The sequence below is a fragment of the Streptomyces sp. NPDC088554 genome, from assembly GCF_044752945.1.
Taxonomy (GTDB): domain Bacteria; phylum Actinomycetota; class Actinomycetes; order Streptomycetales; family Streptomycetaceae; genus Streptomyces.
In genome coordinates, this window is the sequence record NZ_JBIVMF010000003.1 from 82,374 (window position 1) to 94,215 (window position 11,842).

Here is an 11,842-nt window from a genome sequence, read left to right on the forward strand (position 1 = left end):
CAGGCCGGGCCGAGGCCTGTACGCGCCCCCCCGGCCGTATCCAGGGACACATGCGGAGAAGGGCACGGCACGTCGTGGCAACGGTTCGGACAGGGGTACGCGCGCTGGGCGCCGTGCTGGCGGCGACCGTGGGGGTCCTCGCCCTCGCGGGATGCAGCAGCACCGGCGGCAAACGCGCGGAGGAACGCGACCGGCGGGCCGCCGAGCAGGGCAGGGCCGCGGTGAACACACCCAGGTGGACCGTGGCCATGGTCACCCATTCGGGCGACGGCGACACCTTCTGGGACATCGTCCAGAGCGGCGCCGAGCAGGCGGCCGCCAAGGACAACATCAAGTTCCTGTATGCCAACAGCGACCAGGGCCAGGAGCAGGCCCAGCTCGTCCAGTCGTACATCGACAAGAAGGTCGACGGGCTGATCGTCACGCTCGCCAAGCCCGACTCCATGAAGGACGTCGTCACCAAGGCGGTCCGGGCCGGCATCCCGGTCATCACCGTCAACTCCGGCGCCGCCGACTCCAAGAAGTTCGGCGCGCTCACCCACATCGGCCAGGACGAGACCATCGCGGGCGAGGCCGTCGGCGAGGAACTGGACCGGCGGGGCCGGAAGAAGGCCGTCTGCGTCATTCACGAACAGGGCAACGTCGGCCACGAACAGCGCTGCGCCGGTGCGCGGAAGACCTTCGGCGGCACGATGCGGAACCTGTACGTCGACGGGACGAACATGCCCGACGTCCAGGCGTCCGTCGAGGCCAAGCTCCAGACCGACAAGAGCATCGACGCGGTCGTCACCCTCGGCGCCCCCTTCGCGGACGCCGCCGTCAAGGCGAAGCAGTCGGCGGGCAGCACGGCCGAGATCGACACCTTCGACCTCAACGCGCGCGTCGTCTCCTCGCTCAAGGCCGGCACGCTCGGCTTCGCCGTCGACCAGCAGCCCTACCTCCAGGGGTACGAGGCCGTCGACCTGCTCTGGCTCTACCGCTACAACGCCGATGTGCTCGGCGGCGGCCGGCCGGTCCTCACCGGGCCGCAGATCATCACCCGCGAGGAAGCCGGCGCGCTGGAGGAGTACACGAAGCGGAGGACCCGTTGAGCACGACCGCGCCCCCGGCCCCCGCGCCCGGCCGCTCCGGTGACGAGCGGCTGCTCCACACCTCCACGCTCCGCAAGCTCCTCGGCCGCCCCGAACTGGGCTCGGTCGTCGGCGCGGTGGCGGTCTTCCTCTTCTTCTCGGTGATGGCGGACTCCTTCCTCCGGCTGTCCAGCCTCGGCACCGTGCTGTACGCGGCCTCCACCATCGGGATCATGGCCGTCCCGGTGTCCCTGCTGATGATCGGCGGTGAGTTCGACCTCTCCGCCGGGGTGATGGTGACCAGCTCCGCGCTGGTCTCCTCGATGTTCAGCTACCAGATGACGGCGAACGTCTGGGTGGGCGTCGGGGTGTCGCTGCTGGTCACCCTGGCCTTCGGGGTCTTCAACGGAGTGATGCTGACCCGGACGAAACTGCCGAGCTTCATCATCACGCTGGGCACCTTCCTGATGCTCACCGGCCTCAACCTCGGGCTGACCAAGCTGATCAGCGGCACCGTCTCGACCAAGACCATCGCCGACATGGAGGGCTTCCCCTCCGCGCGGAAGCTCTTCGCCTCCCAGCTGACCCTCGGCGGGGTCGAGCTGAAGGTGACGATCCTGTGGTGGGCCGGGCTGATCGCGCTGGCCACCTGGATCCTGCTGCGCACCCGCTTCGGCAACTGGATCTTCGCGGTGGGCGGCAGCGCCGACGCCGCGCGCGCGGTCGGGGTCCCGGTGGCGCGGACGAAGATCGGCCTCTACATGGGCGTGTCCTTCGGCGCCTGGATCGCGGGCCAGCACCTGCTGTTCTCGTTCGACGTCGTCCAGTCGGGCGAGGGCGTCGGCAACGAGCTGATCTACATCATCGCGGCCGTCATCGGCGGCTGTCTGATCACCGGCGGCTACGGCTCCGCGATCGGCTCGGCGGTCGGCGCGGTCATCTTCGGCATGACGAGCAAGGGCATCGTGTACGCGGAGTGGAACCCCGACTGGTTCAAGTTCTTCCTCGGGGCGATGCTCCTTCTGGCGACCCTGCTCAACGCCTGGGTGCGCAAGCGGGCGGAGTCGTCCCGATGACCGCGCGGGCCCCGGCGGCGAGCCCGTCGACCGGACCGGCGACGCCGCTGGTCGCACTCGACACCATCAGTAAGTACTACGGCCATGTACGCGCCCTGGAGGGCGTCTCGCTGGAGGTCCGTGCCGGGGAGATCACCTGCGTCCTGGGCGACAACGGCGCCGGGAAGTCCACCCTGATCAAGATCATCGCCGGGCTGCACCAGCACGACAGCGGAGACTTCCTGATCGACGGCGTCCGGACCACCCTGGGCTCCCCGCGCGAGGCGCTGGACCGGGGGATCGCCACGGTCTACCAGGACCTCGCCGTCGTACCGCTCATGCCGGTCTGGCGGAACTTCTTCCTCGGCTCGGAACCGAGGAAGGGGCGCGCCCCCTTCACCCGGCTCGATGTCCCGCTGATGCGCGCGACCACCCGTTCCGAGCTGCTGCGGATGGGTATCGCCCTGCGCGATGTCGACCAGCCGATCGGCACGCTCTCCGGCGGTGAGCGCCAGTGCGTGGCCATCGCCCGCGCCGTCCACTTCGGCGCGAAGGTCCTCGTCCTGGACGAGCCGACCGCCGCCCTCGGGGTGAAGCAGTCCGGCGTGGTGCTCAAGTACGTGGCCGCCGCGCGTGACGCAGGACTCGGAGTGGTACTGATCACTCACAACCCGCACCACGCCTATCTGGTCGGTGACCGTTTCGTCCTGCTCAAGCGGGGCGCCATGGCGGGCAGCCACACCAAGGACTCCATCACCCTGGACGAGCTGACGCGCCAGATGGCGGGCGGTTCCGAGCTGGAGGAGCTGAGTCACGAGCTGCGGCGGGCACCCGGCCCGCAGGGCTGACCCGGGGCGGTCACCGGCCCCTTTCCGGCGCCCGCCACCCGGGCCGTGCGGCGCCTCCGCCCGGCCCGGATGGCACAATCTGGCACGGCGGACTCCGTCCGCGGCCGCCTGCCCACCCGGGCGGGCCGGTCCCCGACCCCGCAGGGACGACACGACTCGTGCGAGCATCCAGCCGCTGTTCCACCCGGTACGGCAAGACCGAGCCGACGGACACGGGGAGGCCGCGCCGATGAGTACGTACCGTGATTTCGCCCATCGGGGCACCGCCCGCGCCACCGTTCTGCGCACCGTCGGCACCCGGGAGCGCCGCTCCCTGCTCACCGCGCCCCGGGTACCGACCGTCGGCATCGACATCGGTGGTACGAAGGTGATGGCCGGGGTCGTCGACCCGGACGGCAACATCCTGGAGACGCTCCGCACCGAGACTCCGGACAAGTCCAAGAGCCCCCGGGTCGTCGAGGACACCATCGTCGAACTGGTCCTGGACCTCTCCGACCGCCACGATGTGCACGCGGTCGGCATCGGCGCGGCGGGCTGGGTCGACGCGGACCGCTCCAGGGTGCTGTTCGCACCGCATCTCGCCTGGCGCGACGAGCCCCTCAGGGACGCGCTCTCCGACCGGCTCGCGGTTCCCGTGATGGTCGACAACGACGCCAACACCGCCGCCTGGGCCGAGTGGCGCTTCGGTGCCGGACGCGGCGAGGACCATCTCGTCATGATCACGCTCGGGACCGGCATCGGCGGGGCGATCCTGGAGGACGGCCAGGTCAAGCGCGGCAAGTTCGGCGTCGCGGGTGAGTTCGGCCATATGCAGGTCGTCCCCGGTGGCCACCGCTGCCCGTGCGGCAACCGCGGCTGCTGGGAGCAGTACAGCTCGGGCAACGCCCTCGTCCGGGAGGCCAGGGAGCTGGCCGCGGCCGATTCGCCGGTCGCGTACAACATCATCGACCGCGTCAAGGGCAACGTCCACGAGATCACCGGACCGCTGATCACCGAGCTCGCCCGCGAGGGCGACGCCATGTGCATCGAGCTGTTCCAGGACATCGGCCAGTGGCTCGGGGTCGGCATCGCCAATCTGGCCGCCGCGCTCGACCCGTCCTGCTTCGTGATCGGCGGCGGGGTCAGCGCGGCCGACGATCTGCTCATCGGACCGGCCCGGGAGGCGTTCCGTCGTAACCTCACCGGCCGCGGCTACCGCCCCGAGGCCCGGATCGCCAAGGCGCAGCTCGGCCCCGAGGCTGGCATGGTCGGCGCCGCCGATCTCTCCCGGCTGGTGGCCAGACGCTTCCGCCGCGCCAAGCGCCGCCGGGTGGAGCGCTACGAGCGGTACGAGCGCTACACCCAGGCCATCCGCAGTCCGCGCGCACCGCAGGACCCGCCGTCATGACCCTGGAACGCCCCCTGCCGTCCCCGGACGGGGACGGCAGGGGAAACAGAGAGCGGCCCGCCGCCCCGGCCGGTACGGGCGCCCCGGGCGGCGCCGGTACCGGCGGCCCGCCGCCGGAGGCCCGCCGCCACCGCAACCGGCGCCGCTGGCTCACGGCCATCGTGATCGTGCTGCTCATCGGCATCCCGGCCGGCTATCTGGTGATCTCGGCCGGGCAGAGCCGCGAGAGCGGCCGCGACAAGGAGGCCGAGTCCTCCGCCACCGGCCTCCAGCAGGTGCGCCCCTCCAGGATGAAGCGCAACATCTTCGAGGTCCCGATCCCGCTGGGCGCCACGGGCGTGCGCTACTACGAGACGAGCAACTGGCGCACCAGCAGGCTGTACGTCCAGTTCGACGTCACCTCGGGACGCCTCGACACCTTCCTGACCGAGCTGGGCACCACCCGCTCCGCGCTCCGGGCCGGCTCGATCACGATCACCCCCCGCGACCGTTCCGCCGTCGGCTGGAACTTCGACCTCCCCGGCCACGACTGGGCCGGAGTCAGCCACCGGCAGAAGAGCCCGCGCCCCAGCCAGGACATCGTCGTGGACCTCACCGACCCCGGTTTCCCCCGGGTGTTCGTCGTCTCCACCACCACTCCCTGAGCGGTCGCCGGCCCGCGCGTGTCCGCCGGCGGCCCGTGGTACCGGATCTTCACACCCGTGATGACGGCCACCCCGTGACCGGCACCCGCCACCGCCTCACTAACCTGGCGCGGGTGAGTGAGACGACGCCCCCCAAGACCCTGCAGTACCGCATGGACGGTCCGGAGGACGCCCCCGTACTGATCCTCGGCCCTTCTCTCGGGACGACCTGGCACATGTGGGACCGCCAGGTACCCGAACTGGCCCGGCAGTGGCGGGTGCTCCGCTTCGACCTGCCCGGCCACGGCGGCGCCCCCGCGCACCCCGCCACCAGCGTCCCCGAACTGGCGGAACGGCTGCTGGCCACGCTCGACGGACTCGGGGTGCAGCGCTTCGGCTATGTCGGCTGCTCCATCGCCGGGGCCATCGGCGCCGAGCTGGCGCTGCGCCGCCCCGACCGGATCGCCTCGCTCGCCCTGGTGGCCGCCTCGCCCCGGTTCGGCACGGCCGACGAGTTCCGCCAGCGCGGGGTGATCGTCCGGGCCAACGGGCTGGACCCGATGGCCCGGACCGCCCCGGAACGCTGGTTCACCCCCGGCTTCGCCGCCGCCCAGCCCGCCATCGTCGAATGGGCGGTCCAGATGGTCCGCACCACCGACCCCGGCTGCTACATCGCCTCCTGCGAGGCGCTGGCCGCCTTCGACATCCGGGCCGAGCTGGGCCGTATCGCCGTGCCCACCCTGGTCCTGGTCGGCGCCGAGGACCAGGTCACCGGCCCCGCCGAGGCCCGCACCCTGGTCGCGGGGATACCGGACGCCCGGCTCGCGCTGGTGCCGGGCGCCTCCCATCTGGCCCCCGTCGAGCAGCCCGCCGCCGTCACGGACCTGCTCGTCCACCACTTCTCCACCGCCTGGTACAACCCGTCCGACACCTCCACCAGCCTGACCGTGATGCCCGACCGGATGGCCCAGCCCGTGGCCTCCGCGTCGCCGGGACCGGTCGCCGAGATCGCCCCGGCCGCCGAACAGCCCCAGGCCGTGTTCACCGGGCGCGCCGACCCGTACGACGCGGGGATGCGGGTCCGCAGGGAGGTCCTCGGCGACGCCCATGTCGACCGGGCCACGGCCGGCGCCGACAGCTTCACCGGCGACTTCCAGGAGCTGATCACCCGCTACGCCTGGGGCGAGGTGTGGACCAGGGACGGTCTGGACCGCCGTACCCGCAGCGCGGTCACACTGACCGCGCTGATCTCCGGCGGACATCTGGAGGAGCTGGCCTTCCACACCCGGGCCGCGCTGCGCAACGGCCTCACCCCGGCGGAGATCAAGGAAGTGCTGATCCAGACGGCCGTCTACTGCGGGGTCCCGGCGGCGAACACGGCGTTCCGGGTGGTCGGCACGGTGATCCGGGAGGAGACCACCCCCGAGGCGTAGCAGGATTGACGTACGAGGACCACAGGGGAAAGCCACAGAGAGGCGGTCAGCGGTGAAGCTCACCAAGAAGACGCACGCGTGTGTCCGGCTGGAGAAGGACGGGCACACGCTCGTCATCGACCCAGGTTCCTTCACCGAGGAGGACGCCACCAGCGGCGCGGACGCCATCCTCGTCACACATGAGCATCTCGACCATTTCAGCGAGGACCGGCTGCGGGCCGCGCTGGAGGCGAACCCGGCCGCCCGGCTCTGGACGCTGCGCAGCGTCGCGGACCGGCTCTCCGCGGCCTTCCCCGGCCGGGTCCGTACGGTCGGCCACGGCGACGCCTTCTCGGCGGCGGGCTTCGAGGTCAGGGTCTACGGCGAGCTGCACGCCGTGATCCACCCGGACATCCCCCGGATCACCAATGTCGGCTATCTCGTCGACGGTACGGTCTTCCATCCGGGTGATGCGCTGACCGTCCCCGACCATCCGGTCGACACCCTGCTGCTGCCCGTGCACGCGCCCTGGAGCAAGGTCTCCGAGGTGATCGACTACGTACGCGAGGTCAAGCCCCGGCGAGCCCTGGACGTCCACGACGGGCTCCTCGCCGGTCTCGCCCGGCCCGTCTACGACAACCTGATCGGCTCCCTGGGCGGTACGGACCACGGCAGGCTGGACCCGGGCGGCTCCACCGAGCTGTGACGTCCGTTGTCGTACCCCGCCGATAGGCTGTCCTCCATGCGCATCGCCACCTGGAACGTCAATTCGATCACCGCCCGGCTGCCCCGCCTGCTGGCCTGGCTGGAGAGCAGCGGTACGGACGTGCTGTGCGTCCAGGAGACCAAGTGCGCCGAGGAGCAGTTCCCCGCCGCCGAGCTGCGCGAGCTGGGGTATGAATCGGCGGTGCTGGCCACCGGGCGGTGGAACGGGGTCGCGCTGATCTCCCGGGCCGGCCTGACGGACGTCGTCCACGGCCTGCCCGGCGGCCCGGAGTACGAAGGGGTGGCGGAGCCCCGGGCGATCTCCGCGACCTGTGGTCCGGTCCGGCTCTGGTCGGTCTATGTGCCCAACGGCCGCGAGGTCGGCCACGACCACTACGCGTACAAGCTCGCCTGGCTGGAGGCGCTGCGCGCGGCGGTGGCCGAGGACGCGGCGGGCCCGCGCCCGTTCGCCGTCCTCGGCGACTTCAACGTGGCCCCGGGCGACGACGACGTATGGGACCTCGCCCCGTTCGAGGGCGCCACCCATGTCACCCCCGCCGAGCGGGCCGCGCTCGCGGCCCTGCGCGAGCAGGGGCTCACCGATGTGGTGCCCCGCCCGCTCAAGTACGACCACCCGTACACCTACTGGGACTACCGCCAGCTGTGCTTCCCCAAGAACCGGGGCATGCGCATCGACCTGGTCTACGGCAACACCCCGTTCGCGGAGGCCGTCAAGGACAGCTACGTGGACCGTGACGAGCGCAAGGGCAAGGGCGCCTCGGACCACGCCCCCGTGGTGGTCGATCTCGACGTCTGAGCCGCTCGCACGGCCCCGCAGGTCCGCGCGTCCTATGGTGCCCCGCTCGGGGGGAATGGCAGGCTGAGTGGCATGAACATCCCTTTCTTGGACAACTGGCGCAGGCGGCACGGCGAAGCGGGCCAGGAGCTCGCCTCCGCCGTGGGCGACGACCCGGCGGGCGTGGCCGAGCTGCTCTCCGAGTGCGAGCTGCTCCGGGCCAGGGCGACACGCGAGGGGCTCGAACTGGACGACTCCCCGGCCTCGTTGGAAGCGCTCGACCAGCTTCCGCCGCGCTGGCGCGACGACCCGGAGGAGCTGCCCTGGCTGGGTAACGACGCGGGGCTGTATCTGGGCACGGTCATCGTCCGTACGGTCCCGGGCGCCCGCTGGCGGATCTGGCCGGGCGGCCATCCCGTGGTGTGCCTGGCCTCCGGACGGGAGCTCCCGGTGGTCGAGGCCGGTCTGGACTGGGCGGCCACCGGCGCGCCCGAGCTGTCCCAGGTGTACGCGGAGGCGGCCGAAGCCTGACCCCCCCTCCCGGGGCGACTCCCCATTAAATACTGCTTATGCCCCATATGTGCGTGTCGAGTGCGAAGTCCGTTGCCCCGCTGGATAGTTTGCGCGGACCTCGACACAGCCGAGAGTGGGTGGGGCAGGGTATGGCCGTCGATCCGTTGATCGAGCTTCGTGATGTGAACAAGCACTTCGGAGAGTTGCACGTCCTCCAGGACATCGACCTCACGGTCGCGCGCGGCGAAGTGGTCGTGATCATCGGGCCCTCGGGTTCCGGCAAGTCCACGCTCTGCCGGTGCGTGAACCGGCTGGAGACGATCGAGTCGGGCACCATCACCATCGACGGCGTCCCGCTCCCCGCCGAGGGCCGCGGACTCGCCCGGCTCCGGGCCGAAGTCGGCATGGTCTTCCAGTCGTTCAACCTCTTCGCCCACCGGACCGTGCTGGCCAATGTCTCCCTCGCGCAGATCAAGGTCCGCGGGCGCGGGAAGGGCGAGGCCGACCGGCGCTCCCGCGAGCTGCTGGAGCGGGTGGGCCTCGCCGACCAGGCCGACAAGCTGCCCGCCCAGCTCTCCGGCGGCCAGCAGCAGCGCGTCGCCATCGCCCGCGCGCTCGCCATGGACCCCAAGGTCATGCTCTTCGACGAGCCCACCTCGGCGCTCGACCCGGAGATGATCAACGAGGTCCTCGAAGTCATGCGGCAACTGGCCGCCGAGGGCATGACCATGGTCGTGGTCACCCATGAGATGGGCTTCGCCCGCTCCGCCGCCAACCGCGTCGTGTTCATGGCGGACGGCCGCATCGTCGAGGACCGCACCCCGGAGGACTTCTTCACCGCTCCCCGGAGCGACCGGGCCAAGGACTTCCTCTCCAAGATCCTCAAGCACTGACGGGGGTGCGGTTCATGATGTCCGTCCGCATGCCGCGCCGGAGCGGGACCCGGCTCGCCGCGTTCCTCCTCCTGGCGCTCCTGCCCCTGCCCGTCCTCGGCTGCGGCAAGGAGGGCAGCCCACCTGTGAAGGGGCCGCGCCCCGAAACCCTGCCCCAGTACCGGGTCGACCGGGGTTTCACGCTGCCCGACTCGCCCACCTGGAAGAAGGCGAAGCGGCGGGGCCATCTCGTCGTCGGCGCCAAGGAGGACCAGCCGTACATGGGCGAGAAGGACCCGGCCACCGGTGTCTACTCCGGCTTCGACATCGAGATCGCGAAGATGATGTCCGCCTCCCTCGGCTTCGCGCCGAAGAGCGTCAGCTTCCGCACGATCGCCTCGGCCAACCGCGAAACCGCCCTCCAGAACGGGCAGATCGACTACTACGTCGGCACCTACACCATCAACGACAACCGCAAGAAGCTCGTCGGCTTCGCCGGCCCCTACTACATGGCGGGCCAGTCCCTCCTCGTACGGGCCGGCGAGAAGCACATCAAGGGCCCCCGCGACCTCGACGGCAAACGCGTCTGCTCGGCCGCCGGATCCACCCCGTACCAGCGGATGCGGGACGACTACCCGCGCGTCGAACTCGTCGGGTACGACACCTACTCCGTCTGCGTGGACAACCTGCTCACCTATCAGGTCGACGCCGTCACCACCGACGACACCATCCTCCAGGGCTTCGCGGCCAAGGTCCCGAACGAGCTGAAGGTGGTCGGCGCGCCCTTCTCGAAGGAGCCGTACGGCATCGGCGTACCCCGGGGCGACAACGCGCTGCGGCTCGCGCTCGACGACGCCCTCGCGGTCCACGAGCGCAACGGCGACTGGCAGAAGGCGTACGACGCGACGCTCGGCCTCTCCGGACGCGCGGCGACCCCGCCCCCGCCCATCGACCGCTACCCGGCGAGCTGAGGCCGACGCCATGGACGTACTCACCAAGAACTTCGCCCTCTACGGCAAGGGCTTCCTCGGCACCCTGGAGCTGACGGTATACGCCTCGCTGCTCGCGCTCGCGCTGGGCTTCGTCATGGCCTCCTTCCGGGTCGCGCCCGTCCGCGCGCTGCGGGCGCTGGGCACTGTCTGGGTCACCGTGCTGCGCAACACCCCGCTGACGCTGCTCTTCTTCGCGGTCGTGCTCGGCCTGCCGCGCTTCGGGCTGATCCTGCCCTTCCAGCTCTTCGCGGTCCTCGCGCTCGGCTGCTACACCTCGGCATTCATCTGCGAGGTGCTGCGCTCGGGCATCAACACCGTGCCCAAGGGGCAGGGGGAGGCGGCACGCAGCCTCGGGATGAGCTTCGGTCAGACCCTCGGCACCGTCGTACTGCCGCAGGCGTTCCGTACGGTCATCCCGCCCGTCGGATCCACGCTGATCGCCCTCGCCAAGAACTCCGCCATCGCGGGCGCGTTCAGCGTCACGGAGCTGCTCGGCACGTACAAGGACCTCAACGAGAGGGGCTACAGCATCGTCTGGACCTTCGTCTGGATCGCTGTCGGCTATCTGATCATCACGTTGTCCATCAGCGCGCTGTTCACCTTCCTGGAGAAGCACTACGGAGTCGCCCGATGACCGAGTCGACCGCGCTGTACGACATCCCGGGCCCGGCGACCCGCCGCCGCCACCGCGTCTACGGCGTGCTGGCGTCGGCCGCGATCGTCGCGCTCCTCGGCTGGCTGCTCTATCTGCTCTTCGACACCGGGCAGTTCACCGCCGCCAAATGGACGCCCTTCGAATACCGGGGCATCCAGGAGCTGTTGCTGCGCGGGCTCGGCAACACCCTCAAGGCATTCGCGTACGCCGCGGTGCTCTCGCTGGCACTCGGCGCGCTCCTCGCCTCCGGGCGGCTCTCCGAACACCGCCCGGTGCGCTGGATCTCCACGGCCCTGGTCGAGTTCTTCCGCGCCATGCCCGTACTGGTGATGATCTTCTTCATCTTCGTGGCGCTCAAGGTGCAGGCCCTGCCGGCGCTGGTGGCCGGTCTCACGCTCTACAACGGCTCCGTGCTCGCCGAGGTGTTCCGTACCGGAGTCAACTCGGTGGAGCGCGGTCAGCGGGAGGCGGCGTACGCGCTCGGCATGCGCAAGACGCAGGTCATGTCGTACGTGCTGGTGCCGCAGGCGGTCCGCGCCATGCTGCCCACGATCATCAGTCAGCTGGTGGTCGCTCTCAAGGACACATCACTGGGTTATTTGATCACCTATGAGGAGTTCCTCCATGCCGGAAAGCTCATCGCCTCGAATCTCGACTACGATTTGCCGTTCATCCCCGTGGTGATGGTGATTTCGCCGATCTACATCGGGATGTGCATGCTGCTCTCCTGGTTCGCCCACTGGATGGCCAGGCGTCAGCGGCGCAGTCCGAGAACAGAGGCCGCGGGCATCGCCCCGGCCTCCCCAGGGACGCTACTGCCGGGCGGGCGGTAGCACAGGGGCAGTGGCCCGCCCGGCGGCAGCCGGAGATCACTTCTCGTACGACAGAGCCCGACTCTCGTACGGACGGGGAGA

General features: G+C 70.5%; 13 protein-coding genes. All 13 read left to right on the top strand.

Annotated elements, in window-relative coordinates; all coding sequences use genetic code 11:
• Positions 1–74: 74 nt before the first annotated feature.
• The 13 genes from ACIP8W_RS04260 (at position 75) to ACIP8W_RS04320 (ending at position 11,761) form a co-directional block, all read left to right on the top strand.
• A complete protein-coding gene (locus ACIP8W_RS04260) occupies positions 75–1,091 on the top strand; it encodes a sugar ABC transporter substrate-binding protein (protein WP_401956892.1) in 1,017 nt (338 codons plus the stop codon).
• Entirely contained in the window at positions 1,088–2,146 is a 1,059-nt protein-coding gene (locus ACIP8W_RS04265; RefSeq protein WP_401956890.1) for an ABC transporter permease, read from the top strand. Before ACIP8W_RS04260 ends, ACIP8W_RS04265 begins: the two co-directional genes overlap by 4 nt.
• Positions 2,143–2,973, top strand: a complete 831-nt coding sequence (locus ACIP8W_RS04270; protein ID WP_401956888.1) for an ATP-binding cassette domain-containing protein — start codon at positions 2,143–2,145, stop codon at positions 2,971–2,973. The genes ACIP8W_RS04265 and ACIP8W_RS04270 overlap by 4 nt, the downstream gene beginning before the upstream one ends.
• A gap of 229 nt (positions 2,974–3,202) precedes the next feature.
• Entirely contained in the window at positions 3,203–4,360 is a 1,158-nt protein-coding gene (locus ACIP8W_RS04275) for an ROK family glucokinase (RefSeq protein ID WP_401956885.1), read from the top strand.
• Positions 4,357–5,004: a hypothetical protein gene (locus tag ACIP8W_RS04280; RefSeq protein WP_401956882.1), complete on the top strand. Its 648-nt coding sequence runs from the start codon at positions 4,357–4,359 to the stop codon at positions 5,002–5,004. The genes ACIP8W_RS04275 and ACIP8W_RS04280 overlap by 4 nt, the downstream gene beginning before the upstream one ends.
• A gap of 113 nt (positions 5,005–5,117) precedes the next feature.
• The gene (pcaC, locus tag ACIP8W_RS04285) at positions 5,118–6,416 is read left to right on the top strand and encodes a 4-carboxymuconolactone decarboxylase (RefSeq protein ID WP_401956880.1); all 1,299 of its coding nucleotides are present in this window, start codon (positions 5,118–5,120) and stop codon (positions 6,414–6,416) included.
• Positions 6,417–6,468: 52 nt separating this feature from the next.
• Entirely contained in the window at positions 6,469–7,101 is a 633-nt protein-coding gene (locus tag ACIP8W_RS04290) for an MBL fold metallo-hydrolase (RefSeq protein WP_401956877.1), read from the top strand.
• Positions 7,102–7,137: 36 nt separating this feature from the next.
• The gene (locus ACIP8W_RS04295) at positions 7,138–7,917 is read left to right on the top strand and encodes an exodeoxyribonuclease III (protein WP_401956875.1); all 780 of its coding nucleotides are present in this window, start codon (positions 7,138–7,140) and stop codon (positions 7,915–7,917) included.
• Positions 7,918–7,989: 72 nt separating this feature from the next.
• Complete coding sequence (locus ACIP8W_RS04300) at positions 7,990–8,427, top strand: DUF6278 family protein (protein ID WP_401956872.1); 438 nt, start codon at positions 7,990–7,992, stop codon at positions 8,425–8,427.
• A gap of 131 nt (positions 8,428–8,558) precedes the next feature.
• Positions 8,559–9,302 (top strand): amino acid ABC transporter ATP-binding protein, encoded by a 744-nt coding sequence (locus ACIP8W_RS04305; protein ID WP_401956870.1) that lies wholly within the window; start codon positions 8,559–8,561, stop codon positions 9,300–9,302.
• A 14-nt stretch (positions 9,303–9,316) separates the two neighbouring features.
• On the top strand, positions 9,317–10,252 hold the full coding sequence (locus ACIP8W_RS04310) for a glutamate ABC transporter substrate-binding protein (protein ID WP_401956867.1): 936 nt from the start codon (positions 9,317–9,319) through the stop codon (positions 10,250–10,252).
• Positions 10,253–10,262: 10 nt separating this feature from the next.
• Positions 10,263–10,907, top strand: coding sequence for an amino acid ABC transporter permease (locus tag ACIP8W_RS04315; RefSeq protein ID WP_401956864.1), 645 nt, complete (start codon positions 10,263–10,265; stop codon positions 10,905–10,907).
• Positions 10,904–11,761 carry an amino acid ABC transporter permease gene (locus tag ACIP8W_RS04320; RefSeq protein ID WP_401956861.1) on the top strand — a complete coding sequence of 286 codons (858 nt, stop codon included), beginning with the start codon at positions 10,904–10,906 and terminating at the stop codon, positions 11,759–11,761. The genes ACIP8W_RS04315 and ACIP8W_RS04320 overlap by 4 nt, the downstream gene beginning before the upstream one ends.
• Positions 11,762–11,842 lie beyond the last annotated feature (81 nt).

Excerpts from the sequence above, each read along its gene's own strand:
- ACIP8W_RS04305 (WP_401956870.1), top strand. The coding sequence starts at position 8,559 with ATGGCCGTCGATCCGTTGATCGAGCTTCGTGATGTGAACAAGCACTTC.
- ACIP8W_RS04275 (WP_401956885.1), top strand. The coding sequence starts at position 3,203 with ATGAGTACGTACCGTGATTTCGCCCATCGGGGCACCGCCCGCGCCACC.
- ACIP8W_RS04295 (WP_401956875.1), top strand. The coding sequence starts at position 7,138 with ATGCGCATCGCCACCTGGAACGTCAATTCGATCACCGCCCGGCTGCCC.
- ACIP8W_RS04315 (WP_401956864.1), top strand. The coding sequence starts at position 10,263 with ATGGACGTACTCACCAAGAACTTCGCCCTCTACGGCAAGGGCTTCCTC.
- ACIP8W_RS04270 (WP_401956888.1), top strand. The coding sequence starts at position 2,143 with ATGACCGCGCGGGCCCCGGCGGCGAGCCCGTCGACCGGACCGGCGACG.
- ACIP8W_RS04280 (WP_401956882.1), top strand. The coding sequence starts at position 4,357 with ATGACCCTGGAACGCCCCCTGCCGTCCCCGGACGGGGACGGCAGGGGA.
- ACIP8W_RS04310 (WP_401956867.1), top strand. The coding sequence starts at position 9,317 with ATGATGTCCGTCCGCATGCCGCGCCGGAGCGGGACCCGGCTCGCCGCG.
- ACIP8W_RS04320 (WP_401956861.1), top strand. The coding sequence starts at position 10,904 with ATGACCGAGTCGACCGCGCTGTACGACATCCCGGGCCCGGCGACCCGC.
- ACIP8W_RS04300 (WP_401956872.1), top strand. The coding sequence starts at position 7,990 with ATGAACATCCCTTTCTTGGACAACTGGCGCAGGCGGCACGGCGAAGCG.